We start from the raw sequence: 25581 nt of genomic DNA on the forward strand, positions 1-25581 counted from the left end.
CTGAGGTTCCTCAGGTGAACCGAGGGGAAGGGCCCGCGAGGCTGCGTAGCCGTTCAGCCGCTCAGCCGCTCAGCCCCGGGGGCTCTCCCAGTGGCCGCCGACCACCTCGGGCACCAGGTCGAACCGGTCGAGGAAGGCCTGGACCAGGTCCTCCACATCGCTGGAGCCGGACACGCACCACGCCTGGTGGCCGCTGTTGAGCACGGACAGGAACACCGAGGCCAGGACCCCCGGGCGCGGGTCGGTGACCGGATCGACGCCGGTGCGCTCGCCCAGCGCCCGGGCCAACCGCTCCTGCCTGCGGTGGCAGTAGCGCATGTTGACCTCGATCAGCTCGGGGCTCTCGGACACCAGTCCCATGGCGCTGCCCCGGAGGTGGAGCATCTCGCGTTCGAGGTAGGCCCAGTGGTCGAGCATCGCGTTGCGCAGCGCGGCGAACGGCGACTCCTCGGCGGGACGGGCCAGCAGAGCGGCGAACAACTGCTCGTCGAGGTCCTCGACCGCCTCCAGGACCACGTCCTCCTTGGAGCCGAAGTAGCGGAAGAACGTGCGCTGGGAGACCCCGACGCAGGAGGCGATCTCCTCTGTCGTCGTCCCCTGGTAACCGTTCTCGTGGAACAGGCGCAGTGCCGACTCCATCAGGGACTCGCGCATCCGGGCCTTCTTGCGCTCGCGCAGCCCGAGCTGCTCCCCCGGTTCGGCACTCGTCGTGCTCATGGACGTGCCTCCGCATGTTGGCTCTGCCCGCTGGTCCCGGCCCTGTCGACCGAGGTCTGACGAACGAGGATACCGTGTGAAACAGATTACGTCAGCGACTGACAAAAAGCACTTGCTGCAAAGAGTCAGCGGCCGACATAATCATGCGGACGACGACACCGGCACGCAGGGGGAACCATGACCGCACAGACCGTCCCGAAGGCGGCTCCGGAGACGGAGCGGAAGCAGCGCTGGACGGAGAGCCCCTGGGCGACCCTGGTCGCCATCGCCTTCGGCGTGATGATGGTGGCGCTGGACGGCACCATCGTGGCCGTCGCCAACCCCGCGATCGGCACGAGCCTGGGCGCCTCGCTGGCCGAACTCCAGTGGGTGACCCACGGCTACCTGCTCGGGCTGGCGGTCTTCCTGATCACGGCGGGCAAGATCGGCGACCGCTTCGGCTACCGCAACACCTACCTCGTGGGCGCGGTCGGCTTCGTGCTCAGCTCGGTGGCGATCGCGCTGTCGGCCGGTGTCATCATGCTCGTCGCCTTCCGGGTGCTGCAAGGGATTTTCGGGGCGCTGCTCCTGCCCTCGGCGATGGGCCTGCTGCGCGCCAGCTTCCCGCCCAGCAAGCTCGGCCGGGCCTTCGGCGTCTTCGGCAGCCTCATCGGCGCCGCCACGGCGGGCGGCCCCATCCTGGGCGGCGTCCTGGTCGGCTCCCTCGGCTGGGAGGCCGTCTTCTACATCAACGTCCCCGTGGGCGCGGTCGCCCTCGGACTCGGCCTGTGGCTGCTGGCCGCCAACAAGCCGACCGACGCCGGAAGCCGGATGGACGTGCCCGGCATCGTGCTGCTGAGCATCGCCATCTTCGCCCTGGTGTGGGCCCTGGTGGAGGCGCCCAGCGTGGGCTGGGGCCACCCCGTCACACTGGGCTCGCTGGCCGTCACGGCGGTCTTCACCGCGGCCTTCCTGGTGTGGGAACGCCGTGCGGAGCAGCCCCTGCTCCCGCTCGGCCTGTTCGCCAACCCCTCGGTCTCCATCGGTGCCGTCCTGACGGTCGCGATGGCGCTGAGCCTGATGGGGTCGCTGTTCTTCATCACCTTCTACCTCCAGGGCGTGCGGGGCATGAGCCCCGCCCAGACCGGCCTCCAGCTCATCTCCATGACCGCGCTGATGGCGGTCACCTCGCCGATCGCGGGCCGGATCCTGGACCGGGTCGGCGCCCGGCCGCCCACGACGGCGGGCCTGCTGCTGGCGTCGGCGGGCATGTTCATGCTGTCGCTGCTGAAGGTCGACACGGGCGTGCTCTACACCTCGGCCGCGTTCGTCCTGCTCGGCATGGGCCTGAGCCTGATCATGACCGGCGCCACCGCGGCGATCATCGGCAACGCCCCCGTGCGGTACGCCGGTGTCGCCTCGGCGGTACAGCAGGCCGCCATGCAGCTGGGCGGCTCGCTGGGCACGGCGGTCCTGGGCGCGGTCATGTCCGCGGCCATCGTCGCCACCCTGCCCGGCCACTTCGCCGCCGCGGGGCTGGCCGAACCCGCCGCCGGGGAGCTGGCGGGCATGCAGAGCGTCGTGGCCCAGGGCGGCGCGGTGCTGCCCGAGGGGGCGTCCCCGGAGGTCGTTGCTGCCGTGACCGGGGCCAGCAACCTGGCCTTCATGGAGGGCCTGCAGCTCGCCTTCACCATCGCGGCGGCGGTCATGCTGGTCGCCGCGGTGCTGTCGCTGTTCATGCGCTCGGGCAGGATGACCGACGGCCCGGCCGTCCACGTCTAGCCGGGAGTGAGGGCCCGTCCCGGCCCGCCGGGGCACCGGGCCGGACCAGGCCCGCGGTGCCGCCTTCGACCTGCGCGTTCCCGGGCGGCAGACTCTGCGGTGCGGCGGTTTCCGCCGCACCGCTATCCATGCGACCCGACAGGGGGCGTCTCTTGACCGACCGCACCGGCCCGCACCGGGCCTACCTGGACGAGCTGTTCGGGCTCACCGGCCGCCGTGCCCTCGTGACGGGAGGGAACTCGGGCATCGGCCGCGGCATCGCCGAGGCCCTCGGACGCGCCGGGGCGAGCGTCCACCTGGTGGCCCGCGACGCCGGACGCCTGGCCCGGACCGCCGAGGAGTTCGCCGCCCAGGGGGTCGAGGTCGGCACCACCCCGATCGACCTGGCCGACCGCGACGCGCTCGGGGAGTTCTGCGCGAGCGAGCCGGTGACGGGGGCGGACATCCTGGTGAACGCGGCGGGGGTCAACCACCGGCCTCCGCTCGGGGAGACGACGGAGGAGGTCTGGACCGAGACGCTGGCGGTCAACCTCGCCGCGCCTTACCTGCTGGGCCAGGCGTGCGGGCCGCGGATGGCCCAGCGGGGCTGCGGCCGGATCCTCAACATCGGTTCCCAGCAGTCGTGGAGCGCGTTCGGCGACTCGGGGGTGTACGGCGTCAGCAAGGCCGGAATCGGCGGGCTCTCACGCTCCCAGGCCGAGGCGTGGTCGCCGCACGGCGTCACCGCCAACACCATCATTCCCGGCTTCGTGGTCACACCGATGACGATGCACACGGTCGCGGTGCCCGGCCGCGAGGAGGAACTCGCAGCCCGCACCATGGTCGGCCGCAACGGCCTCCCCCGCGACTTCGCCGGTCTGGCGGTCTTCCTCGCCTCGGACGCCTCCGCCTTCGTCACCGGGCAGATGCTGGCCGCCGACGGCGGGCTCAGCGTGCACTGACCCGTGACGCGGGCGTGGGCGGACCCGGTCCGGATCGCGGCCGTGCCGGTGTCGGTCCCGAACCCCGGCAGGCGGTGTCGTACGGGTGCGCGGGCACGCCGTTGGCTCTGCGGCCTTCGGCCATGCCGGGGCGGACTCGGACCCCGGGCACGCCGGGGTGGGCTCGCGGAGACGTCAGGCCGGATCACGGGAACGCCGATGCCGCACGGGTGGGGTGCGCGGGCGCGCCCATGCTGCCGGAGGCCGTGGGCCCCCTGTATCCAGGAAACCGCGAAAGACGAGGCGGCACCACCCCCTGTGGACAAGGGTGGTGCCGCCTCCGCCTGAGGTTCCGGTCCTACACCGCCGTGGGAGCGGGAGTACGGGATGACAAGGATGCCTGTGTCGTCGGCCTCCGGTGTCAGGGCGGACCGGGGTTGAAGACGGCGTGTGCGCCCACCCGGCGCCAGACCACGTGCGGCTTGCCGGGGAAGCGCTCGTCGCCGTACTCCCATGTGGCGCGCCCGTCGGGTGCCCAGGTCATCTCGTAGACCCCGGGGGCGCCCTGAACGCCCTTGACCCGCAGACCGGGGCGGAACTCGCCTTTCTGTACGTCGGGTGCGAACTCGGTGGTGACCACCTTCCGGAAACGCTCCGCCTGTTGCCGCGTCAGTTTCCTGAAGTCGGCCCGGAACCGGGGGGTGGTGGCGAACGTGGCCAGTGTCCTCAGCGCTCCTCGTCTTCCAGAGCGTCGAACATCGCCTCCGCGTCCTCGAACTCCTCGGTCAGGCCCGCGGCGATCTGCTCACTGGCCTCGCGCTCACCCTGTTGCCAGTCGCGGTCCCAGAACCACGTCTGGTCGGCGGGCACCGAGGTCATGCCCCTGAGCGTGACCTGACCGTTCTCCGCGATGGCGAACTCGACCTCGTCGCCCTCACGGATGTGCAGGGCCTCGGCGATCTCACGGGGCAGGGTCACCTGGTTCTTGCGACGCATCACCGCACGTCGACGTCTCGCCTTCGTCTCGCTCATGGGTGGGGTCCTTCCGGCTGGTGGGCCTGCCCCGGAGCTTCCCTTCCCAGGGCAGGGCGATCGTGCTCCCGGGCTTCCCGCACCGGAGGTCACGGTTCCAGAATGACTCCAACAGTCGGACAGTTCAACTTTCCTACTAGAGATTTGCCGTTCGGATATCCAGCAGGGAAACGAGAAGGCGGCACCACCCCTTGTGGACAAGGGTGGTGCCGCCTCTGCCGTGCCGCCTCTACCGCTCCACTTCCACGATCGCACCGCCTCCGCTGTGCACGGAGCCGCGGACCGTGACCGACCGACCTGGCTGTCCGAAACCCCTCCGGGCCCGGACCGGCGGCTCAGGTCGTGTAGTCGGCGTTGATCCGGATGTACCCCTCAGTCAGGTCGCAGCCGTAGACCGTGAAGGCGCCGTCGGCGATGCCCAGGCCGACGCCGATCACCACCTCGTCGCCCTTCATGTGCTGGGCGGCGCGCTCCAGCACCTCGTCCGTGGCCTCCGCCGGGTAGGTCTCCACGTCGCCGAAGGAGATCCGCACGTTGTCGGGGAGGATGTCGGTCTCCTCCTCGCACTTGCCGACCGCCATCGTCACGCGGCCCCAGTTGGGGTCCGCGCCGTGCACGGCGGTCTTCACCAGCGGGGAGTTCACCACTGCCTTGGCCACCCGCTTGGCCTGGGCGTCGTCGCGCGCGCCGGTCACGCGCACCTCGATCAGCTTGCTGGCGCCCTCGCCGTCGGAGGCGATCATCCGCACCAGTTTCAGGGCCACCTCATGCAGCGCCGCCTCGAACTCCGCCGCGTCCACCGGCCCGGCCAGGCCGTTGGCGAATACCGCCGCCGAGTCGCTGGTGGAGGTGTCGGTGTCGATGCTCAGCGCGTTGAACGTGCGGTCCACCACCCGGCGGAACACCTCGTCCAGCACCGGCTGATCCAGCTCGGCGTCGGTGAAGAACCAGGCCAGCATGGTCGCCATGTTCGGCTCGATCATGCCCACGCCCTTGGCGATGCCGGTCAGCGTCGCCCCGCCCACCGTCGCCGAGGCGGTCTTGGGCCGGGTGTCGGTGGTCATCATCGCCGCGGCCGAGCGGTCCAGGTCGGCCGGGGGGAACTCCGCGGGCAGCGCGTCCAGGTAGGCGCGGACCTTCTCGATCGGGTACGGGCGGCCGATCACCCCGGTGGAGGCGACCAGCACCTCCTCGGGCGGCACCCCCGCCGCCCGCGCCACGCGCTCCTGGAGTTCGCGGGCGTGGCTGTCACCGACCCTGCCCGTGGCCACGTTGGCGTTGCGGGCGATCACCGCGACCCCCCGCGCGCTGCCGTCGGCCGCCGAGCGGCGGCTCAGCAGCACGCTGGGTCCGGCGAACCGCGACCGGGTGAACACGGCGGACACGCGGGCGGGGACCTCCGACACCACCGCGAAGAAGTCGTCGTCGGGGTCCTTGATCCCGATGTTTCCGGCCACGCCGCGGAAACCTGCGGGCACGGGGGTCTGGCTGCTCATCGTCCTCCTCGGGGCTTCTCCGGCGCCAGACTACTCCGCCGCGCGCCGCGGCCCTCATTACGGCTGCGACCTGCGGGGGTTTCGTCCTGTGCACCTCCCGAACCCGTGTGACAACAACCTGATAACGGGGTATCGCCGGAAGACGAGACCACCCGGGGGGAGGCGTGTTGTGCGTGATGGTGACTGGCTCACGGAGACAGGGGCGCGGATTCGGGGCGTTCTGAAGGTGATGGTGGACGCCGGGTGGCTGCCCGGCGGAGCCGCCGTGATCGGCACCGGCGGGATGTGGGAGTTCGTCGCCGTCGGCCGCATCGACGGCGAGCACGACACCGCCCCGGACGTGGCCTACGACGTCGCGAGCCTGACGAAGGTCATGGCGACCTGGCCGCTGGTCGGCCAGGCGGTCGCCGAGGGGATCATGGACCTGGACGCCCCGATGTCGGAGTACCTGGACGTGGACCACCTGCCCGGCGCGGAGGTCACCACGCGGCAGATCCTCACCCACACCGGCCGCCTCAACCCGGTGACCTGGCTGGAGAGATACGTGGGCACCGACCAGGACCTCGCGGAGGCGATCCTCGCCGACCCGCTGGAGGAACCCGGCTACGCCTACGTCGACCGCGGGTTCATCCTGCTCGGCATGCTCCTGGAACGCCTCTACGGCACGGGCCTGGACCGGCTGGCCCGCGACCTGTGGGAGCAGATGGGCATGCGCTCCACCGCCTTCGGCCCCCTGACGCGTTCGCCCGGCGTGGCGCCCACCGAACGCCGCATCCCCGGAGCCGCCCCCGCCTGGGGGGTGGTGCACGACGAGGCGGCCGCGCTGATGGGCGGTGTGGCGGGGCACGCCGGGGTGTTCAGCACCGCCATCGACCTGGGCGCGTTCACCCGGGAGATCCTGCGGATGCACGACGGGGGACAGGGGCCGGTGCCGTCCTCCTACGTGCGCGCGAGCTGGCAGCCGCACGTGGACGCGGGGGCCAGGCTGTGGCGCGGCCTGGGCTGGCTGGTCACCCCGGAGGGGGTGGTCTACCACAACGGTTTCACCGGAACGAGCCTGTTCATGCACCCCCAGAGCGGCCGGTACGTGGGCATGCTCACCAACGCCGTGCACTACGGGCGCGACCGGACCGGGCTGGTGGACCTGCGGTCGGCCGCGCGGTCGGCGCTCACGCCGCAGGCGCACGAGTCCTCGTCCTGAGACGGGCGGCGACGGCTGACACGGGCGTTGGGAGCGCGCCCACGCCTCGGAGGAGTCACGCCTCCGAGGCGGCGCGGATCGCTTCGGCGAGCCCGCCCAGGAGCTCGGACAGCCCCGCCGGGCCGGGGACGACCAGGTCGGCGGCCTCTGCCACGGCCGTGACCTCGTCCGAGGACGAGCACACGTTCAGGCCCTCGACGCCCTGCGACCGCAGCCCCGCCACGGCGTCGAACGCGGGCAGGTCGCCGAGGTCGTCACCGGCGTAGAGCACCGCGCGCGGGCCCGTCTCGGCGACGAGGGCGGTGAGCGCCGCACCCTTGTCCACACCCTGTGGACGCAGCTCGACCACCATCCGGCCCGGCTCCACCTGGAGGTCCGACCGCCGCGCCAGTTCGCTCAGGGCGGGCGTGAGCAGGGCGAGCGCGCCGTCCGGGTCGGCGGTGCGCCGGGTGTGCACGGCCAGCGAGCGCCCCTTGTCCTCGATCCAGGTGCCCTCCGGGGCGCCCAGGTCGTCGAGCAGGCCGGGCAGCTCCTCGCGCACCACCGCCACGCCGGGCGGCGCGGGCGCCGCGGCCACACGGCCGCCCTTCCAGCGCTCGGCGCCGTAGTGGCCCAGCACGGTGATGCCGGGCACCCGGTCCAGGCCGCCCAGCCGCACCGCCGTCTCGGCGGGGCGGCCGGTGACCACGGCGACCGAGCCCAGGAGCCCGGCCAGGTCGGCGAGCACGTCCACGATCCCCGGGTAGGGGGCGGACGTACGCGGGTCGGCGACGATGGGCGCGAGCGTGCCGTCGAAGTCGAAGGCGGCCAGCGCCCGCTCGGGTGCGGCGAGGAAGGCGTCGAGCGCGGTGCGTCCGGCGTCCGTGCTGGGCTGGGGCAGGGACATGGAGGGCCTTTCCGGTGGGGCCGCGGATGCGGGCCGGGCGGGACCGCCAGACTACCGACGCGTGCCCGCGCCGACGGGACTCCACCGCGTATGTGACGGTTGTTTCAGCGGATGTCCGTGCGGTGTCGTGCGTTCGGTCGGCCTCGTGGGACGGCGCTGCCGCTCTCCGTCGCGGGGGTGGCCCGGACGGAGGGCGCCCGCGGGACCGCGGGTGTCGTCACCGGGGCGCGGGGTGGGTACGAATGACCCGAAGGAGAAGAGGGATGCGGGAAACGTCAGAGCTGGATGCCCAGCTGGCGTGCGTTGCGTTGACGGCGGCGGTCGGCGCGCAGCCGACGCAGCCGCTTGACGGTCATCGGGTCGAAGGCGAGGGCCTCCGGCCGTTCCACCAGCCCGTTCAGCAGCTGGTAGTAGCGGGTCGCGGAGAACCCGAACTCGTCACGGATCGCCTGTTCCTTGGAGCCTTCGAACTTCCACCACTGGCGTTCGAAGGCGAGGATGCGCTGCTCGCGCTCGGCGAGGGCCGACTGACCGTCTTCGGTCGGACCGATATTCGGCATGGGACACCCCCTGGACGGGAAATTGGTTTGTCCGGATCGGCCCGACTCATGCTAGCGACTCGACATGCCGGATGAGGAGCCGAAACCGCAGGACTGGCACCAGGGATACAGTTACGTTTTCTACCCCTCAGGCCACTTGTCCACGCCTGAATCCTGTGCTCGTGACAGAATTGCCGGGGTCCGGGGAGGGCCGCGTGGAACGTCGACCGCATCGTTCGAGGGAGCCTGACGTGCTCGGGGGCAACAGCCGCAACAGGATACACACACGCCGCGCCCGCGGCGGGGCCAGCGCGGTCTTCGCGGCCGCCACCGCCGCCGTCCTCGGTCTGACCTCGGCTCCGGCCGCGGCGGACCTGATCCCCGACTACCGGCCCGAGCAGTGGGGACTCCAGGCCGTGGGAGCGCCGCAGCTGTGGGAGGAGAACCAGGGCCAGGGCGCCACGGTCGCGCTTCCGGGCGTCTCCGTCGACGAGGGGCACCCGGACCTGGTCGACAACGTCCAGCTGGACACGCGGTTCGGTGAGAACGACGGCGACGTCGAGCAGGGCAACGCCGCGGCCGGACTGGTCGCGGCCCACGGGTACGGCAGGGACGCCGACGGCGGCGTGCTGGGCGTGGCGCCCGAGGCCACCATGCTCGTGCTGCCCACGCAGGACCGGCTCGCCGAGGCCGTGCGGTTCGCCTCCCAGGAGGGCGCCCAGGTCATCCTGCTGCCCGAGCCCGCCGGACCCGACCTCGCCGAGGCCACCCAGGAGGCCTCCGACAACGGTGCGCTGGTCGTCGGCCCGGCGGGGGAGGACGAGGACCCCAACGTGCTCACCGTCGCGGGAACCGACCAGGACGGAGCCCTCGTCGAGGGCGCGCCCGGTGCCGGGATGATCGCGCTGACCGCCCCCGGCGCCGACCTGGTCACGTCGGGGCCGGAGCCGGGCCAGACGGAGGTGACCGGGGCCCCCTACGCCGCGGCGATGGTCGCCGGGGCCGCCGCCCTGATGCGCGCGGAGCACCCGCAGCTGGGGCCCGACCAGGTCCGCGACGCCCTGGTGGACGGCTCCCAGCCCGGCCCCGACGGCCTGCCCGCGCTGCACCTGCCCAGCGCGGAGCAGCAGGCGTCCGGCGTCGCCCAGGACATCCCGCTCATCGACGAGGACCTGGCCAACCAGGGCGGGCAGTCGGGGCTGGTGCCCGCGTGGGCGTGGTTCGTCACCGTCGCCGCCGTCGTGGTCCTGGGCCTGCTCGTCCTGGTGGTGTGGGTGCGCCGCTCCAACGCCGACCCCTACGGCGTGAAGGCCGAGCGCCGCGAGCAGGACGAGCTGATCGCCGCCGAACGCGCCGCGGAGGCCGCGCCCGCCAGCCGCCGCCGCAAGGGCGGACGCCGCCGCAAGACGCGCGGCAACTGAGCCGCGACCGAGCGGCCGGAGCCGTCCGTGCCCGCCTCTCAGGGGAGGGCGCGGACGGTTTTCCTCTCCGGGGCTTCCCCGGCTTTCGCGCGCCCCTTCCGGAGACCGCCGCGGCGGGCCGTCCCCTGCTCCCGCGCTCCCGCGTTCCGCGGCCTGGCCCCGGACGCACCCGACCCGGTTTCCGCGCCCTCGCCGGGACGCCCCGGTTCCGGACACCTTTGTCGCGCCTCGGTCCCGGTTCCGGACGCGCCGTAACCGGCGGGCGCACGACACCGCCGGTGTGGGACCGCTCACACCCCCTGTGCCGAGGGCGGGGCCGTTGAGCACTGGCGTCCGGCTCCGCCCGGCGGATAGCGTCCTCACCGCCGGGCACCCCGCCCCGGGGCGCCCACGACAGGCGGAGAGCACATGACGCGCATGGCCGACGGCAGCGCTGGCGACGCCGACTACGGTGTCATCGCCCGCACCTACACCGACCACCGCCGTCCCGACCCGCGGATCGCGGCCGCCGTGCACCGCGCGCTCGGTGACGCGCGCACGGTCCTCAACATCGGTGCGGGCGCGGGTTCCTACGAGCCCCTGGACCGAGAGGTCACCCCCGTGGAACCCTCCGCCAGCATGCGGGCCAAACGCCCGGACGCCCTGCCCGCGGCGGTCGACGCCGTCGCCGAGAGCCTCCCCTTCCCCGACGGGGCCTTCGACGCCGCCATGACCACGTTCAGCGTCCACCAGTGGCGGGACCCGGAGGCCGGACTGGCCGAGGCCCGGAGGGTCACCACGGGCCCCGTGGCCGTGCTCACCTGCGACCCGGACCTGGTCCGCGACTTCTGGCTCCACGAGTACGCGCCCGAGGTCCTGGACACCGAGGCCCGCCGCTACCCCGCGATCGCCGACCTGGCCGCGGGGCTGGGCGGCGCCACCAGCGTCGTGCCCGTCCCCGTGCCCCTGGACTGCTCCGACGGGTTCAACGAGGCCTACTACGGGCGGCCGGAGGGCCTGCTGGAGGTGGGCGCGCGCCTGTCCTGCTCGGCGTGGAGCTTCGTGGACGAGGCGGTGCACGAGCGGTTCACCGCCCACCTGTCCCGGGACCTGGCCGACGGGACCTGGGACCGCCGGTTCGGACACCTGAGGGGAGTGCCCGAACTGGAGGGTTCGCTGGTGCTGGTGGTGTCGCTTCCCGACTAGGCGGTTTTTTGGGCCTCCGCTCCGCTTCGTCCCACCCCTCGCCCACCACCACCCTCAACCGACGCCTACGGCGCGGTTCCCCACGGAAACCCGTCTCCGTCCCCTCCAGAACCCCGTGGGCGCCCGAGCCGACCCCCACGAGCTGAGGTCAGTCCAAAACCGACCCCGGGCGCGGCTCCGTCCGCCGACCGGGTCCGGCGGGCGCGCAGTGCGGTCCCCCTGGCCGGAACCGGACACCGGACACGGTGCGTGGTCGCCGCACGTCACGGACCCCCGACGGGCTGTGACGCCACGTATGCGCGTGCATATGTAAGCAACGCCGGACGGGCTTGACGCGGACACCCGGGGCGACGAGGCTTTGGAGAATGTCACCCCTCGAAGCGTCTCCTCTGCCCTCACGGGGCGAGCCGCGGGCCGGGACCGCGCCCGAGTTCCGCAACCTCGTCAACGGGCGCGTCCGCCTCTCCGAGTACGACCCCAAGTGGCCCTACCTGTTCCGGCGCGAGGACGGGAGGATCCGCGCCGCCCTCGGCGACCGCGTGCTGCTCTTCGAGCACGTCGGCTCCACCGCGGTGCCCGGCCTCGCCGCCAAACCCTGCGTCGACCTGCTGCTCCTCGTCGCCGACTCCTCGGACGAGGCCGCCTACCTGCCCGACCTCGAAGCCGCCGGGTACCCCCTGGTGATCAGGGAGCCCGACTGGTACGAGCACCGGGTGTTCAAGGGCTCCGAGGTCAACCTCAACCTCCACGTGTTCAGCCGGGGGTGCGAGGAGGCCGAGCGCATGCGCCGCTTCCGCGACCACCTCATCGCCGACGCCGACGCGCGCGAGCGCTACACCGCGGTCAAGCGCGAGCTGGTGGGGCGGACCTGGGACCGCATCCAGGACTACGCCGACGCCAAGAGCGGCATCGTCCGGCAGCTCCTCGCCGAGGCGGACGCCGGGAGGGGCGCCGCCGACTGACCGGTTCCCGGCCGACCGGGCCGCGGCCGAGGGGCGTGTACCGTCTCCCGACGGCGGACACGCCCCCGCCCTCCGGGCTCAGCCCAGCGAGCGCAGCTGTTCCTGGAACCAACGGCGCGGCGGCAGCGCCACCGCCGCCTCGGCCAGCCGCTCCCTGCGCCTGCGCCGCTCCTCAGCGGGCATCGACAGCGCCTCGTGCAACGCCTCCGCCGTCTCCACGGTGTCGTAGGGGTTGACCAGCAGCGCGTGCCCGCCCAGCTCGTCGGCCGCCCCCGCCTCGTGCGACAGCACCAGCACCGAGTCCCGCTCCGACAGGACCGGGCCCTCCTTGGCGACCAGGTTCATGCCGTCCCGGATCGGGTTGACCAGCAGCACGTCGGCCATCTGGAACGAGGCCAGCGAACGCGGGTAGTCGTCGTTGACCTCCAGGATCAGCGGCGTCCACTCCGGGGTCGCGAACTCCTCGTTGATCTCCTTGGCGGTCCGCAGCACCGCGTCGGTGTACTCCCGGTACTCCGGCACGTCGCCCCGGCTCGGGTAGGCGAACGCCAGGTGCGTCACCCGCCCCCGCCACTCCGGGCGGGCGGTCAGCAGCTCGCGGTAGGCCTCCAGGCCCCGCACGATGTTCTTGGACAGCTCCGTGCGGTCCACCCGCACGATCAGCCGGGTGTCGCCGACCGCGTCCCGCAGGGTGCTCCGGCGCGCGGCCACGGCCGGGTCGGCGGCGCTCTGGCGCAGCCCCTCCTCGTCCGCGCCCAGGGCGTGCACGCCCACCCCGACCACCCGGCCGCCGTGCTCCACGGTGCGCCGCTCGAAGTCGACCTTCGCGCGCAGGATCTCCTCGCAGCAGCGCAGGAACGCCTCCGCCCAGCGCGGGCTGAGGAAGCCCAGCCGGTCCGCGCCCAGCATGCCCTCCAGCAGCTCGCGCGCGACCTGCCCGGGCAGCATCCGGAAGTACTCCGGGGGAGCCCACGGGGTGTGCGAGAAGTGCGCGATGCGCAGGTCGGGACGGCGCGCGCGCAGGATCCGCGGCACCAGCGCCAGGTGGTAGTCCTGCACGGCGACGCGGGCGCCCTCCGCGGCGCCCGCCACCAGGGCCTCGGCGAACGCGTTGTTGTAGGCGGTGTAGTCCTCCCACGTCCGCCGGAAGCGCGAGCCGAAGGACGGCTTGTTGGGGGTGTCGTACAGCATGTGCTGCACGAACCACAGGGTCGAGTTGGCCACCCCGGTGTAGGCGCCGTCGAAGGTCTGCCGCGGGATGTCCAGCATGTGGACCCGCATGCCGTCCAGGTCGTGGGCCTGGTCCAGCCGGGCCTGCGGCGCCTCCGCGGCGGCCCGCCGGTCGGCGTCGGACAGGGCGGCGCACACCCAGATGCTGTCGATCTCGGTGGCGACCGAGATCATTCCCGACACCAGTCCGCCCCCGCCCCGCCGATGCTCCAGCGAGCCGTCGTCGGCGGTCGAGAAGGACACGGGTCCTCTGTTGGAGGCGATGAGGATCTGTGCCTTGTCCACGTGGTCGTCCTCTCGGAGAAAAGCGGTCGGGGCGGGGCGGTGGTGAAGGGGGTCGCACCTTATGTCTCGCCTGTCGACAGCCGCCCCAAACCCCGCGCGGGTCAACGGGGGTGCGCGTCACACGGCCCTCGCGCCGGGGGTGCGTCCCACCGGTCCGGACCAGCGCCGTCTCACCATGTGAGCCGTTTCGTGTTACCCGGGTCACCAGGCGTGGAAAACCGGCCGACACCTCCGTTACAGTTGCGGTGCGGATCCGACAGGACCAGCACAAAACTTCATATTGCTCATCCAGAGGGGTGGAGGGACCGGCCCTGCGAAGCCCCGGCAACCATTCCAGCACGTGACACCCGCGAACCCGCGGGACGGCTGGGACAGGTGCCAACTCCGGCCTGGGGACAAGGTGTCCGCCAGGAAAGATGAGGGGAGACGCCTCGCCATGGCGATTGCCGCCACCGAACCCACCGCCGCCCGCTCCTTCGGCCCCGGCACCGCGCTCTCCTGTCGCGAGTGCGGCGAGCGCTACGAGCTCACCCCCCGGTTCGCCTGCGAGTTCTGCTTCGGCCCCCTTGAGGTCGCCTACGACTTCGGGACCGTCACCCGCGCCGACATCGAGAGCGGGCCCAAGAGCATCTGGCGCTACCGCTCCCTCCTGCCCGTCCCGGCCAACGTCGCCGAGCTGCCCAACATGGCCCCCGGCCTGACCCCGCTGGTGCGGGCCGACCGCCTCGCCGCCGAGCTGGGCCTGGACTCCCTGCACGTCAAGGACGACTCCGGCAACCCCACGCACTCCTTCAAGGACCGCGTGGTCGCCATCGCCGTCGAGGCCGCCCGCACCTTCGGGTTCACCACCCTGTCCTGCTCCTCCACCGGCAACCTGGCCGGAGCCGTCGGCGCCGCCGCCGCGCGCGCCGGGTTCGAGTCCTGCGTGTTCATCCCCGCCGGGCTGGAGGAGGCCAAGGTCGTCATGGCCGCCGTCTACGGCGGCAAGGTCGTGGCCATCGACGGCAACTACGACGACGTCAACCGCTTCTGCTCCGAGCTCATCGGCGACCCGGTGGGCGAGGGCTGGGGCTTCGTCAACGTCAACCTGCGCCCCTACTACGGCGAGGGCTCCAAGACGCTGGCCTACGAGATCGCCGAACAGCTCGGCTGGCGCCTGCCCGAGCAGATCGTCGTCCCGATCGCGTCCGGCTCCCAGCTCACCAAGATCGACAAGGGCTTCCAGGAACTGGTCAAGCTCGGTCTTGTCGAGGACCGCCCGTACCGGATCTTCGGCGCCCAGGCCACGGGCTGCTCCCCGGTCGCGCAGGCCTGGGACAAGGGCATCGACGTCATCCAGCCGGTCAAGCCCGACACCATCGCCAAGTCGCTGGCCATCGGCAACCCGGCCGACGGGCCCTACGTGCTGGACATCGCCAAGCGCACGGGCGGATCGGTGGAGCACGTGGGCGACGACGAGATCGTCGACTCCATCAAGCTCCTCGCCCGCACCGAGGGCATCTTCGCCGAGACCGCGGGCGGCGTCACCACCGGCGTGCTGCGCAAGCTCGTCCGCGAGGGCAGGCTCGACCCGAAGGCCGAGACGGTCGTGCTCAACACCGGAGACGGACTCAAGACCCTGAACGCCGTCGACGCCGGGGTGAGCGCCACGATCAAGCCCTCGCTGAGCGCCTTCACCGACGCCGGTCTGGCCTAGACAGCGCCTTTCGGGGCCCCCGCTTCGCTTCGGCCCGGGTCCCGCCGCCCCGACCACCCGTCATCTCCCACGAGAAGGAAGTCCGCCATGAGCGCCAGCGTCCGCGTGCCCACCATCCTGCGCACCTACACCAACGACGCCTCCGAGGTCACCGCCGAGGGCGCCACCCTGGCCGAGGTCATCGACGACCTGGAGGCCAACTACCCCGGCATCCGCGCCCGCATCCTGGACGACGGCGGCAAGGTGCGCCGCTTCGTCAACGTCTACATCGGCGACGAGGACGTGCGCTTCGAGAAGGGCCTCCAGACCGAGGTCGCCGACGGCGCCCAGGTCTCCATCATCCCGGCGGTCGCCGGGGGCTGTTGAGCCCCGCCGTGAGGGGCGGCCGCGGCGCGACAGGGCGCCGGGCCGCCCCTTCGCGGTATTCCGCGACCCGCGCGGGAGAGCGCTCCGGAAAACCCGGTGCGCCCGTGACCGCCGCTCCCTAGCCTGGGCGTATGGGCATCGAGATCCGGCTGTTCCGGGAGTCCGACAGGGAAGCGGTCATCGCTCTGGCACTGCGCGCGTGGGAACCGGTGCACGCCTCGCTGCGCCGGGTCCTGGGGGAGGAGGTCTACCCGGTCCTGGTCCCGGACTGGCGGCGCAGCCAGTACGACGAGGTGGCCGGGAGCGTCGACGCCGGGGACCAGCGCGTGTGGGTCGCCGAGGCCGACGGAGCGGTCGCGGGCTTCGCCACCGCCAGGATGCTGCCCGAGGACGGCATGGGGGAGATCCACCTGCTCGCCGTCGACCCCGACCACCAGGGGCGGGGCGTGGGGGCGGCGCTGACCGGGGCCGCCACCGACTGGATTGGCGAGCAGGGCGCGGCGGTGGCCATGGTCGAGACGGGCGGCGACGACGGGCACGCCCCGGCCCGCGCCACCTACGAGCGCGCCGGCTACACCGCCCTGCCCGTCGTGCGGTACTTCCGCAAGCTGTGACGCCGGGCGGCCCGGCCCCGGCTCGCCGAACCGCCCCGTTCCTGCTCGTAGGCTGGAGGGGATTCCGGTCGAACGAGGGTGGAGATGTCGGCGACGCGGCTGCTGGTCCTGGGTGTGGTGCGCATGGAGGGGCGGGCCCACGGGTACCGGGTGGGCCGTCAGCTCCTGGACTGGGGCACCGAGCACTGGGCCAACATCAAGTGGGGCTCCATCTACCACGCCCTGCGCAAGCTCTCCCGGGAGGGCAGGCTGCGCGAGTTCGTCGCCGAGGGGGACGAGGTGGTCGACCGCGTCTCCTACGCGATCACCGAGGAGGGCGAGGCCGAACTCCACCGCCTCATCCGCCGGGGGCTGTCCCACAGGGGGGACCCCGCGATGCTCTTCGCCGCGGTCACCCTCATGCCCGCCCTGCCGCGCGCGGAGGTCGTCGCGCTGCTGGAACAGCGCCTGGACCTGCTGGAGAGGACCGACGAGGAGCTGCGGCCCTCCGAGGGCTGGGGCGAGCCCGCGCACGTGCGCGAACTCTTCGGCCTGTGGCGGGGCACGATCGGGGCCGAGGCCCGCTGGACGCGTGAACTCGTCGCCTCCCTGCGGGCCGGGGAGTACACCATGGCCGACGACGGCCCCGGTGCCTTCGGGCTGCCCCCAAGGCCCGGGGTCTTCGGCCCGCCCCCGGAGTCGGGGACGGTCGCCCGCGACCGCTGACCCGGCGGCCCGTCCGCTCCCGTCGGCTCCGCCGCCTCGGCCCTCCCCGCCCGTGCGGGCCTCCGTCACCGGGGCTGCCTTCCCGGGGGCGCGGACCGGGCTCTTATTAAACTTTGAATATCTCGCCCGGTGGTGCACACTCTCTCTCGTACTCAACTTTTAATAAGGAGAGGGATGATCCACACACGCGGGCTGACCCGTGACTTCCGGGTCGGCAAGGAGGTCGTCCAAGCCGTCCGCGGCGTCGACATCGACGTCGCCGAGGGCGAGCTCGTCGCCCTGCTCGGACCCAACGGCGCGGGGAAGTCGACCACGCTGCGCATGCTCACCACCCTGCTCGAACCCACCTCGGGCACCGCCGTGGTCGCGGGGCACGACGTCCGCACCGCGCCCGCCGAGGTGCGCCGCGGGATCGGCTTCGTCGGCCAGGGGCACGGCGCCGGAGAGGACCAGCGGGCCCGGGAGGAGCTGTACACGCAGGGGCTGCTGTACGGGCTCGACCGGCGCACCGCGCGCCGCCGCGCCGACGGGCTCCTCGACCAGCTGGAGCTGGGCGCCGCCGCCGACCGGGAGGTCACCAAGCTCTCCGGCGGACAGCGCAGGCGCCTCGACATCGCCATGGGGCTCATCCACGAGCCGGGGCTGCTGTTCCTGGACGAGCCCTCCACCGGGCTCGACCCGCACAGCCGCGCCAACCTGTGGGAGCACATCACCAGGCTGCGCGACCGGACGGGCACCACGGTCGTGCTCACCACCCACTACCTGGACGAGGCCGACGACATGGCCGAGCGGGTCCTGGTGATCGACCACGGCAGGGTCATCGCCGACGGTACCGCCGACGAGCTCAAGGGCAGGGTCTCCGGCGACCTGGTCACCCTCACGGTGCCGGACGCCGAACGGGCGCGCACCGCCGCCGGGGTCGCCGAACGGGCGCCCTCCGCCGGGACCGCGGAGGTGCTCGCGGACGCGGGGCGCGACGCCGAGGTGCGCCTGCGCGTGGAACGCGGGGACACCGTGCTGCCCGAGCTGCTGCGCGGGCTGGACGCGGCAGGGGTCCCGCTGCTCTCCGTCCGGGTGCAGCGGCCCACCCTGGACGACGTGTTCCTGACCCTGACCGGACGCAGCCTGAGGGAGGAGGGCGCATGAGTTCCCGTGAGGTGACCGAGGCCCCGGCGGAGAAGGCCGGGGCGCGGACGGCTGAGGCGACCGCGGTGCGGGGGCCGGGCCTGGTGCGCGACACCGTGACCGTCTTCGCCCGCCAGATGCGGCCGTTCCTGCACCGGCCGCTGATGCTGTTCTTCGGCATGCTGCAACCTGTGCTGTACCTGGTGCTGTTCGCGCCGCTGCTGACGGGGCTGGCCGGTGCCGAGGGGCAGGACCCGTGGCAGTGGTTCGTCCCCGGCCTGCTGGTGATGCTCGGCCTGTTCACGGCCGGGTTCGCCGGCTTCGGGCTGCTGCCGGAGATGTCCTCCGGAGCGCACGAACGGCTGCTGGCCACCCCGGTGAGCCGGGTGTCGCTGCTGCTGGGACGGGTCCTGCGCGACGTGGTGATGATGCTGGCGCAGATGGTGCTCATCCTCGTGCTGGTGGTGCCGCTCGGGTTCCGGGCCTCGCCTGCGGGCGCCGTCGTGGGGCTGCTCCTGCTCGCCGTCCTGGGCGCCGGGCTGGCCACGCTGTCCTACCTGGCGGCCCTGGCGGTCAAGCAGACCTACGTGTTCGCGCCCATCGTGCAGACGCTGATCATGCCGTTGATGCTGCTGTCCGGCGTGCTGCTGCCGATGGAGCTGGCGCCGCCGTGGCTGTACGCGCTCTCGCGGGCCAACCCGGTGGCCTACGTGGTGGACGCCGAGCGCGCCCTGTTCGCCGGGCAGTGGGACGCCTCGGTCGCCGTCGGCTGGGCCGTGGCGGTGGTGCTGGCGGTCGCCGCGCTGGCCGGGGGGTCGCGGGCGATGCGCCGCCTCAGCTCCTGATCCGGGGCCGCGGAGCGGGCCGGAGCCGCGTGCCGGGAGAGGTCGGAACCGGTGCGCGGCTCCGTCCGCTCAGCGCGGAAAACCCGCATGTCATACGGTGTTTGTGCAGGTAGATGGGGAAATGTCGGGGTGGGAAATCGTGACCACATCGTTTGCACTCGCCGGGGGCGAGTGCTAAAAAGGGAACTGGTTAGCACTCGCCTTCACTGAGTGCTAACCGGATCGAGGCTGCGAGATCGCGGCTCCCGGCAGCAGGGTTGCCGGGAGGTTCCGCGGTCGTCCGTCGCGGGCGCATGCCTCGTCCCATCGCGTATCAGCCCGGTCACGGGAGGACAAGAACTCAATGGCAGCCAAACTGATCGCGTTCGACGAGGAGGCCCGTCGCGGCCTCGAGCGCGGCATGAACCAGCTCGCTGACGCCGTCAAGGTCACGCTCGGCCCCAAGGGCCGCAACGTCGTCCTGGAGAAGAAGTGGGGCGCCCCCACGATCACCAACGACGGTGTCTCCATCGCCAAGGAGATCGAGCTCGAGGACCCGTGGGAGAAGATCGGGGCCGAGCTGGTCAAGGAGGTCGCCAAGAAGACCGACGACGTCGCGGGTGACGGCACCACCACCGCCACCGTGCTCGCCCAGGCGCTCGTTCGCGAGGGCCTGCGCAACGTCGCCGCCGGCGCCAACCCGATCAGCCTCAAGCGCGGCATCGAGTCCGCCGTCGCGCGCATCAACGAGGAGCTCGGCAACCTCTCCAAGGACATCGAGACCAAGGAGCAGATCGCCTCCACCGCCTCGATCTCCGCCGGCGACCCCCAGATCGGCGAGACCATCGCCGAGGCCATGGACAAGGTCGGCAAGGAAGGCGTCATCACGGTCGAGGAGGGCCAGACCTTCGGGCTGGAGCTCGAGCTCGCCGAGGGCATGCGCTTCGACAAGGGCTACATCTCGCCCTACTTCGCCACCGACCTGGAGCGCATGGAGACGGTCCTCGAGGACCCCTACATCCTCATCGTCAACTCCAAGATCTCGAACAACAACGAGTTCCTGCCGGTCGTCGAGAAGGTCCTCCAGGCCGGTCGCCCGCTGGTCGTCATCGCCGAGGACCTGGAGGGCGGCGCCCTCCAGACGCTCGTCGTCAACAAGATCCGCGGCACCTTCAAGTCCGTCGCCGTCAAGGCCCCGGGCTTCGGTGACCGCCGCAAGGCCCAGCTCGGCGACATCGCCGTGCTGACCGGCGGCCAGGTCATCACCGAGGAGGTCGGCCTCAAGCTGGAGAGCACCGAGCTCGACATGCTCGGCCGCGCCCGCAAGGTCGTCGTCACCAAGGACGAGACCACCATCGTGGACGGCGCCGGTGACGCCACCGCGATCGCCGGTCGCGTGAACGAGATCCGCAACGAGATCGAGCGCACCGACTCCGACTACGACCGCGAGAAGCTCCAGGAGCGTCTCGCCCGCCTGGCCGGCGGCGTGGCCGTCATCAAGGCCGGTGCCGCCACCGAGGTGGAGCTCAAGGAGCGCAAGCACCGCATCGAGGACGCCGTCCGCAACGCCAAGGCCGCGGTCGAGGAGGGCATCCTGCCCGGCGGTGGCGTCGCCCTGCTCCAGGCCAGCGTCCCGGCCTTCGAGAAGCTGGAGCTGGAGGGCGACGAGGCCATCGGCGCCGACATCGTGCGCCGCGCCATCGCCGAGCCGCTCAAGCAGATCGCGATCAACGCCGGCCTCGAGGGCGGTGTCGTGGCGGAGAAGGTCAAGAACCTGGAGCCCGGGTTCGGCCTGAACGCCGCCACCGGCGAGTACACCGACCTGTTCAAGGACGGCGTCATCGACCCGACCAAGGTCACCCGCTCGGCTCTGCAGAACGCGGCTTCCATCGCCGGTCTGTTCCTGACCACCGAGGCCGTCATCGCCGAGAAGCCGGAGAAGGCCGCCGCTCCCGCCGGCGACCCGACCGGTGGCATGGGCGGCATGGACTTCTAGCAGGTCCGTGAGACCTCGGGCCCCCGGGCCCGCAGGTGTCTGAGGTCCGGATACGCGACCTCGCCCGCGACGACCGGGCGGCCCCTTCGGGGGTCGCCCGGTTTCGCCTTCTCGGGGGCAGTGGACGCTGCCATCGCCGAGGCGGCACTGTCGTTCGCGAAAAGCCGGGGTCATTCTGCGAAGTGTCGGGCGGACAGGGATACGGAGCGTTCCGATCCCTGCTCGGCGGTGCTAGGCGAAATGGGTCTGCTGACGACGGAGGCCGCCCCGGCGGTGGGGCTGTCGCGATGGGACTACCTGCTGGGCACCTGGCGAGAGCTGGACGTGCCCGACGGTTGGCGGGCCGAGATCATCGATGGCAACGGAGTCGTGCCCGTGGCCCCCCAGTCTGACCCCCACAACTACATCGCGGTCCGGGTGAACCGGATGCTCGGGCGGGTACTTCCCGACGACTGGGATGTCTACCAGACCCTGGGCATCCAGTTGCCGACCGTTGAGCGGCTCTACATGCCTGACCTCGTTGTCATGCCGGAGGACGTCGTCCTCGACCCGTCGAAGACCCCCTGTCCGGCGGACGAGGCGGAACTGGTGGTCGAGATCGTCTCCCGGAGCAGTGGGGACACCGACCGCAGGGAGAAGCCGTGGGGCTACGCGCACGCGCCGGTCCCGCTCTACCTGCTGATCGACGCCTGGGACGGGGCCGGTCCGTCGGTCACCCTCTACGAGCAGCCCGGCAACGGCCGCTACAACCACGCCACGACCGTGGATTCCGGAGCGAAGATCCGGTTGCCGGAGCCCTTCGACGTCGAGCTGGACACGTCCAGGTTCCCCGGCCCCGACCAGTGGCCTTCCTGAGCGGGGCGCGGGCAGAGCGGCACTCCCGAGGACGCGGGCGGCAGCGGCCCGAGGGGTTCAGTCCGCGCCGTGCCAGGCCCGCCACAGGTCTGCGTAGGAGCCGCCGCGGGCCAGTAGCTGGTCGTGGCTGCCCAGCTCGCTGATCCGGCCGTCCTCCACCACCGCGATCCGGTCGGCGTCGTGCGCGGTGTGCAGCCGGTGCGCGATGGCCACCACCGTGCGCCCCGACAGCACCCCCGCCAGCGAGCGTTCCAGGCGGCGGGCCGAACGCGGGTCCATCAGGGACGTGGCCTCGTCCAGCACCAGCACGTCGGGGTCGGCCAGCACCACGCGGGCCAGGGCCAGCTGCTGCACGTGCGCCGGGTCCAGGGAGGCGTTGCCCGACCCCACCCGCGTGCCCAGCCCCTCCGGCAGCGCGCGCACCCACGGCTCGGCGTCCACGGCGGCCAGCGCCTCCCACAGGCGCTCCTCGTCCACCTCGGCCGCGCCCTCGGGCCGGTCCAGCGCCAGCGCCAGGTTCTCGGCGATCGTCCCCCGGAACATGTGGCTCTCCTGGCTCAGCAGGATCGCCCGCGCGCGCCGTTCCTCGGGAGGCAGGCCCGACACCGGCGCCCCGCTCACGCGGACGCCGCCCGAGGTGGGCGGGTGCACGCCCGCGATCAGCTTGCCCAGGGTCGACTTGCCCGCGCCGCTCGGGCCCACCACGGCCAGGCGTTCGCCGGGCGCCAGCACCAGGTCGACGCCGTGCAGGACCTCCGTGTCGGTGTAGCCGAAGCGCACGTCCTCCACCCGCACCTCGCCGGGCCGGGCGGCCCCGGCCGCGTCCGAGGCGGAGTGCGCCCGCCCGCCCGGTTCCCCGGCCAGCTCCACGCCCAACAGCCTGCGCATGCTCGTGAAGCCCATCATCAGGCTGTCCACCTGGTCCAGCAGCTGGTCCAGGGGCCGTCCCATCTGCCTGCTGAGGAAGACCGCGGTGGCGATCCCGCCCAGGCTCAGCGCGCCGTCCGCGTACAGCAGACCCGCCACCAGAAAGGTCAGCGCGATCGGGAACACGTACCCGAACTCCAGCGGCGGGTACCAGACGCAGCGCAGCCACAGCGTGTACCGCTCCGCCGCGTAGGCCCGGCCCACCTTCCGCTCGTTGAGCGCGATCCGCCGGGCCTGCCGTCCCAGCGACTCGATGGTGTGCGCGCCCTCCACGGTGTCGGTCACGCTCTGGGTCAGTTCCGAGTAGGTGCCCAGCTCGCGCACGTACCCGTCCGGGGCCCTGCGGGCGTACCAGCGCGTGGACACCCACAGCACGGGCACCGACGGCAGCCACGCCAGCAGCAGGAGCGGATGCAGGACCGCGAGCGCCGTGGTGACGACCACCAGGGTCACCGTGCTCACCGCCATCACCGGCACCGAGACGCGCACGGTGTGGCTCAGATGGCCGATGTCGCGGCCGGTGCGCGCCACCAGGTCGCCCGTGCCCGCCCGCTCCACCACGCCCATCGGGAGCCGGAGCACCGCGCGCACGAACTCCTCGCGCAGTTCGGCCAGAACGCTCTCGCCGAACCGGATCGAGGCAGCCACGGACGCCAGGGTGAATCCGGCGTGCAGCACCAGCGCCACGACGATGAGTCCGGCGAGCACGTCGACGCGTGAGGCCGCCTGCTCCGACGCCCCGGACGGCGCCCCAGCCGCGCGCACGGTGTCGATGATCAGGCCCAGGATCCAGGGCGAGGCCAGCGCCATGAGCGCGGCGGTCCCGTACAGCAGCACGACGACTGCGAGCAGCCGTCCGTGCTCGCGCCCGGCCCGGCGCAGCCTCCTCCACACGGCCTCGACCGGCGCGATGGGCAGCCCCGCCGCGTGGTGCTCCGCGGGCGCGGCGGACGCGGAGGGAGCGTTGGGCGCTCCGGGCGTGCGGGACGCCTCGGCCGCCCGGGCCCCCCGGGGCGTGTCGGACGCCTCGGCCGCCAGCGGTGGGTCGAGGGCCTCGGCGTTGTCGGCGGCCCGGGTCATGGCTTCCCCTCCGTGGGAACGGCGCGCAGGACGGCGGCGGCGTAGCCCGGGCACTCGGCGAGGAGGGCGCGGTGGGTCCCCTCGGCCGTGAGGCGGCCCTCCTCGACGAACTGCACGCGGTCGGTGTGGTCGAGCAGCAGGGGACTGGTGGTGACCAGTCCGGTCGTGCGCCCCGCCCGCTCGGCGGGCAGCCCGGCGGCGATCGCGGCCTCGGAGTGGGCGTCCACGGCGGAGGCGGGCTCCACCAGGACCAGGATCTCCGGCTCCAGTGCCAGGGCGCGGGCCAGGCGCAGGCGCTGCTGCTGGCCGCCGGAGTACTCGCGGCCGCGCTCGGTGAGCAGCGCGTCCAGCCCGGCGGCGGACTGGCGCACCACGTCGTCGGCGTGCGCGGCGCGCACGACCTCGGCCAGGCGTTCGTCGGAGATCCCCCGCTCCGGGGACAGTTCGCCGCGCAGGGTGCCGGAGAACAGGTGCGCGTCGTTGGTGGCCACCAGGACGCGGCGGCGCACCAGGGACCGGGGCAGGTCGCGCAGGCGCACGGTCCGGCCGGTGCCCGTCTCGACCAGCGCGGCGTGCGCGCCCTCCTCGTCCCGGTAGCGCCCCAGGCGTTCGGCGATCGCGGTGGCGTCGGAGGGGTCGGCGCAGACCACGCCGGTGGTGCGGTGCGCGGCGAGGGTCACCCCGCTGCCGGGGTCGTGCAGGTCGCAGGGGCCGGTCGGTTCCGGCTCGGGACGCTCGGGGTCGGGGTGGTCGTGCTCCAGGTTCAGCACGCGCACCACGCGCCCGGCGGCCACCCGGGCCGAGACGTACATGGACAGGGAGCGCATCAGGTGGCGCACCGTCATGGACAGCGTGCCGGTGTAACCGTAGAACGCGACGAGCTGGCCGACGGTGATCTCCCCGGTCAGGGCCAGGCGCGCCCCGTACCAGACGATGCCGACCAGGAGCAGCCCCGGGAGGAGTTCGCGCACGGCGTTGAGGGCGGCGTCCACCCGGCCCACGCGCATGGTGGCGGAGCGGACCCGCTGGGAGGCGGTGCGGTAGCGGTGGTCCACGGTGCGCTCGCCGCCCACGCCCCGGAGCACTCGCAGGCCCGCGACCAGGTCGGTGGCCAGGGTGGTGAGCTCGGCCTGCCGGTCGCGCTGGTGCTCCTGGCGGCGGGAGAACAGGCTCAGCAGGGGCACCATCCCCGCCATGATGAGCGGGACCGACACCAGGACGATGACGCCGAAGGTGACGTGCGAGGTGAGCATGAGGGCGCTGACCGCGGCCACCGTCAAGAGGGAGGACAGGACCTGACCCGCCGTCTCGTAGAAGTCTCCGACGCGGTTGATGTCCTCGGTGCCCACGGCCACCACCTCGCCGGAGGGCAGCCGCCGGGTGAGCGTGGGGCCCATGCGCACGGAGTGGTTGGTGACCACCTGGATGGTCCGGTAGGCGGACGCGTACCAGTTGAAGCACTCGGCCCGGTGGGCGAGGGGGATGAGGGCGACGGCGGTCACGACGAGCGCGCCGAGGACGCCGAACCAGCCCAGGAGGGTGTCCAGGTCGCCGCGGGCGACCCCGGAGTCGAGGGCGGCGCCGAGCGCGGCGGAGATGAGCACGCCGGTGAGCATGAAGGCGCCCGTGGTGGCTCCGGACCACAGCAGCGAGCGACGCTCCTTCAGGACGAGCCACCACAGGAACCGATCGGCCGAACGGCGTTCGGGAACGCCGGCGGGCTGGGGAAGTGTCCGCACAGTATCCGGACTGTAACCA

General features: G+C 72.5%; 23 protein-coding genes and 1 riboswitch. Of the genes, 14 read left to right on the forward strand and 9 right to left on the reverse strand.

Annotated elements, in window-relative coordinates:
* Positions 1-69: 69 nt before the first annotated feature.
* Entirely contained in the window at positions 70-717 is a 648-nt protein-coding gene (locus KGD83_RS04170; RefSeq protein WP_212642602.1) for a TetR/AcrR family transcriptional regulator, read from the reverse strand.
* A 177-nt stretch (positions 718-894) separates the two neighbouring features.
* Here KGD83_RS04170 and KGD83_RS04175 point away from each other — a divergent pair, with 177 nt between their 5' ends.
* Together KGD83_RS04175 and KGD83_RS04180 are read left to right on the forward strand one after the other, a co-directional pair.
* The gene (locus KGD83_RS04175) at positions 895-2478 is read left to right on the forward strand and encodes a DHA2 family efflux MFS transporter permease subunit (protein WP_212642603.1); all 1584 of its coding nucleotides are present in this window, start codon (positions 895-897) and stop codon (positions 2476-2478) included.
* 152 nt (positions 2479-2630) lie between these two features.
* Positions 2631-3419 (forward strand): SDR family NAD(P)-dependent oxidoreductase, encoded by a 789-nt coding sequence (locus KGD83_RS04180; protein ID WP_212642604.1) that lies wholly within the window; start codon positions 2631-2633, stop codon positions 3417-3419.
* 400 nt (positions 3420-3819) lie between these two features.
* Here KGD83_RS04180 and KGD83_RS04185 read toward each other — a convergent pair whose 3' ends face one another.
* From KGD83_RS04185 to argJ, 3 genes are all read right to left on the reverse strand, one after another.
* Positions 3820-4038, reverse strand: coding sequence for a hypothetical protein (locus KGD83_RS04185; RefSeq protein ID WP_212642605.1), 219 nt, complete (start codon positions 4036-4038; stop codon positions 3820-3822).
* Positions 4039-4124: 86 nt separating this feature from the next.
* Positions 4125-4430, reverse strand: a complete 306-nt coding sequence (locus KGD83_RS04190) for an AbrB/MazE/SpoVT family DNA-binding domain-containing protein (RefSeq protein ID WP_249352139.1) — start codon at positions 4428-4430, stop codon at positions 4125-4127.
* Positions 4431-4765: 335 nt separating this feature from the next.
* Entirely contained in the window at positions 4766-5926 is a 1161-nt protein-coding gene (argJ, locus tag KGD83_RS04195) for a bifunctional glutamate N-acetyltransferase/amino-acid acetyltransferase ArgJ (RefSeq protein ID WP_212642606.1), read from the reverse strand.
* A gap of 169 nt (positions 5927-6095) precedes the next feature.
* Here argJ and KGD83_RS04200 point away from each other — a divergent pair, with 169 nt between their 5' ends.
* Positions 6096-7127, forward strand: coding sequence for a serine hydrolase domain-containing protein (locus KGD83_RS04200; protein WP_212642607.1), 1032 nt, complete (start codon positions 6096-6098; stop codon positions 7125-7127).
* A gap of 55 nt (positions 7128-7182) precedes the next feature.
* Here the strand turns inward: KGD83_RS04200 and otsB are convergent, their stop codons facing one another.
* Entirely contained in the window at positions 7183-8013 is an 831-nt protein-coding gene (gene otsB, locus KGD83_RS04205; RefSeq protein ID WP_212642608.1) for a trehalose-phosphatase, read from the reverse strand.
* 275 nt (positions 8014-8288) lie between these two features.
* Positions 8289-8573 carry a DUF3263 domain-containing protein gene (locus tag KGD83_RS04210; RefSeq protein WP_013155209.1) on the reverse strand — a complete coding sequence of 95 codons (285 nt, stop codon included), beginning with the start codon at positions 8571-8573 and terminating at the stop codon, positions 8289-8291.
* A 230-nt stretch (positions 8574-8803) separates the two neighbouring features.
* On the opposite strand from KGD83_RS04210, the gene KGD83_RS04215 reads away from it, so the two are divergent.
* From KGD83_RS04215 to KGD83_RS04225, 3 genes are all read left to right on the forward strand, one after another.
* Positions 8804-9973 carry a S8 family serine peptidase gene (locus KGD83_RS04215; RefSeq protein WP_212642609.1) on the forward strand — a complete coding sequence of 390 codons (1170 nt, stop codon included), beginning with the start codon at positions 8804-8806 and terminating at the stop codon, positions 9971-9973.
* A gap of 408 nt (positions 9974-10381) precedes the next feature.
* Positions 10382-11158, forward strand: a complete 777-nt coding sequence (locus tag KGD83_RS04220) for a class I SAM-dependent methyltransferase (RefSeq protein ID WP_212642610.1) — start codon at positions 10382-10384, stop codon at positions 11156-11158.
* A gap of 365 nt (positions 11159-11523) precedes the next feature.
* A complete protein-coding gene (locus tag KGD83_RS04225; protein ID WP_212642611.1) occupies positions 11524-12120 on the forward strand; it encodes a GrpB family protein in 597 nt (198 codons plus the stop codon).
* Positions 12121-12198: 78 nt separating this feature from the next.
* On the opposite strand, the gene KGD83_RS04230 is transcribed toward KGD83_RS04225, so the two are convergent.
* Entirely contained in the window at positions 12199-13635 is a 1437-nt protein-coding gene (locus tag KGD83_RS04230) for an alpha,alpha-trehalose-phosphate synthase (UDP-forming) (protein WP_212642612.1), read from the reverse strand.
* 281 nt (positions 13636-13916) lie between these two features.
* Positions 13917-14058: riboswitch (SAM riboswitch) on the forward strand.
* A gap of 13 nt (positions 14059-14071) precedes the next feature.
* Between KGD83_RS04230 and thrC the strand changes: the two genes are divergently transcribed.
* The 8 genes from thrC to KGD83_RS04270 all read left to right on the forward strand — a co-directional run bounded on the left by thrC (position 14072) and on the right by KGD83_RS04270 (position 21816).
* Positions 14072-15331, forward strand: a complete 1260-nt coding sequence (gene thrC, locus KGD83_RS04235) for a threonine synthase (RefSeq protein WP_212642613.1) — start codon at positions 14072-14074, stop codon at positions 15329-15331.
* Between the two features lie 87 nt (positions 15332-15418).
* On the forward strand, positions 15419-15697 hold the full coding sequence (locus KGD83_RS04240; RefSeq protein ID WP_212642614.1) for a ubiquitin-like small modifier protein 1: 279 nt from the start codon (positions 15419-15421) through the stop codon (positions 15695-15697).
* A gap of 131 nt (positions 15698-15828) precedes the next feature.
* The gene (locus KGD83_RS04245) at positions 15829-16311 is read left to right on the forward strand and encodes a GNAT family N-acetyltransferase (RefSeq protein ID WP_212642615.1); all 483 of its coding nucleotides are present in this window, start codon (positions 15829-15831) and stop codon (positions 16309-16311) included.
* Between the two features lie 84 nt (positions 16312-16395).
* Positions 16396-17016, forward strand: coding sequence for a PadR family transcriptional regulator (locus KGD83_RS04250; protein ID WP_212642616.1), 621 nt, complete (start codon positions 16396-16398; stop codon positions 17014-17016).
* 174 nt (positions 17017-17190) lie between these two features.
* Positions 17191-18162, forward strand: coding sequence for an ATP-binding cassette domain-containing protein (locus KGD83_RS04255; protein ID WP_212642617.1), 972 nt, complete (start codon positions 17191-17193; stop codon positions 18160-18162).
* Entirely contained in the window at positions 18159-18986 is an 828-nt protein-coding gene (locus KGD83_RS04260) for an ABC transporter permease (protein ID WP_212642618.1), read from the forward strand. The genes KGD83_RS04255 and KGD83_RS04260 overlap by 4 nt, the downstream gene beginning before the upstream one ends.
* Positions 18987-19329: 343 nt before the next feature.
* Positions 19330-20961 (forward strand): chaperonin GroEL, encoded by a 1632-nt coding sequence (groL, locus tag KGD83_RS04265; RefSeq protein ID WP_013155198.1) that lies wholly within the window; start codon positions 19330-19332, stop codon positions 20959-20961.
* 240 nt (positions 20962-21201) lie between these two features.
* Positions 21202-21816 (forward strand): Uma2 family endonuclease, encoded by a 615-nt coding sequence (locus tag KGD83_RS04270; RefSeq protein ID WP_212642619.1) that lies wholly within the window; start codon positions 21202-21204, stop codon positions 21814-21816.
* Positions 21817-21873: 57 nt separating this feature from the next.
* Here KGD83_RS04270 and KGD83_RS04275 read toward each other — a convergent pair whose 3' ends face one another.
* Both KGD83_RS04275 and KGD83_RS04280 read right to left on the reverse strand, forming a co-directional pair.
* The gene (locus KGD83_RS04275; protein WP_212642620.1) at positions 21874-23823 is read right to left on the reverse strand and encodes an ABC transporter ATP-binding protein; all 1950 of its coding nucleotides are present in this window, start codon (positions 23821-23823) and stop codon (positions 21874-21876) included.
* Complete coding sequence (locus KGD83_RS04280; RefSeq protein WP_212642621.1) at positions 23820-25562, reverse strand: ABC transporter transmembrane domain-containing protein; 1743 nt, start codon at positions 25560-25562, stop codon at positions 23820-23822. The genes KGD83_RS04275 and KGD83_RS04280 overlap by 4 nt, the downstream gene beginning before the upstream one ends.
* Between the last annotated feature and the right edge of the window lie 19 nt (positions 25563-25581).

It is taken from the genome of Nocardiopsis akebiae, from assembly GCF_018316795.1.
Taxonomy (GTDB): Bacteria; Actinomycetota; Actinomycetes; order Streptosporangiales; family Streptosporangiaceae; genus Nocardiopsis; species Nocardiopsis dassonvillei.

What these genes read in the sequence shown, in the direction of transcription:
- KGD83_RS04210 (WP_013155209.1), bottom strand. Translation starts at nt 8,573, where the DNA reads ATGCCGAATATCGGTCCGACCGAAGACGGTCAGTCGGCCCTCGCCGAG.
- KGD83_RS04275 (WP_212642620.1), bottom strand. Translation starts at nt 23,823, where the DNA reads ATGACCCGGGCCGCCGACAACGCCGAGGCCCTCGACCCACCGCTGGCG.
- KGD83_RS04225 (WP_212642611.1), top strand. Translation starts at nt 11,524, where the DNA reads ATGTCACCCCTCGAAGCGTCTCCTCTGCCCTCACGGGGCGAGCCGCGG.
- groL (WP_013155198.1), top strand. Translation starts at nt 19,330, where the DNA reads ATGGCAGCCAAACTGATCGCGTTCGACGAGGAGGCCCGTCGCGGCCTC.
- KGD83_RS04255 (WP_212642617.1), top strand. Translation starts at nt 17,191, where the DNA reads ATGATCCACACACGCGGGCTGACCCGTGACTTCCGGGTCGGCAAGGAG.
- KGD83_RS04260 (WP_212642618.1), top strand. Translation starts at nt 18,159, where the DNA reads ATGAGTTCCCGTGAGGTGACCGAGGCCCCGGCGGAGAAGGCCGGGGCG.
- KGD83_RS04170 (WP_212642602.1), bottom strand. Translation starts at nt 717, where the DNA reads ATGAGCACGACGAGTGCCGAACCGGGGGAGCAGCTCGGGCTGCGCGAG.
- KGD83_RS04245 (WP_212642615.1), top strand. Translation starts at nt 15,829, where the DNA reads ATGGGCATCGAGATCCGGCTGTTCCGGGAGTCCGACAGGGAAGCGGTC.
- KGD83_RS04220 (WP_212642610.1), top strand. Translation starts at nt 10,382, where the DNA reads ATGACGCGCATGGCCGACGGCAGCGCTGGCGACGCCGACTACGGTGTC.
- KGD83_RS04175 (WP_212642603.1), top strand. Translation starts at nt 895, where the DNA reads ATGACCGCACAGACCGTCCCGAAGGCGGCTCCGGAGACGGAGCGGAAG.
- KGD83_RS04240 (WP_212642614.1), top strand. Translation starts at nt 15,419, where the DNA reads ATGAGCGCCAGCGTCCGCGTGCCCACCATCCTGCGCACCTACACCAAC.
- argJ (WP_212642606.1), bottom strand. Translation starts at nt 5,926, where the DNA reads ATGAGCAGCCAGACCCCCGTGCCCGCAGGTTTCCGCGGCGTGGCCGGA.
- KGD83_RS04250 (WP_212642616.1), top strand. Translation starts at nt 16,396, where the DNA reads ATGTCGGCGACGCGGCTGCTGGTCCTGGGTGTGGTGCGCATGGAGGGG.
- KGD83_RS04270 (WP_212642619.1), top strand. Translation starts at nt 21,202, where the DNA reads ATGGGTCTGCTGACGACGGAGGCCGCCCCGGCGGTGGGGCTGTCGCGA.
- thrC (WP_212642613.1), top strand. Translation starts at nt 14,072, where the DNA reads ATGGCGATTGCCGCCACCGAACCCACCGCCGCCCGCTCCTTCGGCCCC.
- KGD83_RS04190 (WP_249352139.1), bottom strand. Translation starts at nt 4,430, where the DNA reads ATGAGCGAGACGAAGGCGAGACGTCGACGTGCGGTGATGCGTCGCAAG.
- otsB (WP_212642608.1), bottom strand. Translation starts at nt 8,013, where the DNA reads ATGTCCCTGCCCCAGCCCAGCACGGACGCCGGACGCACCGCGCTCGAC.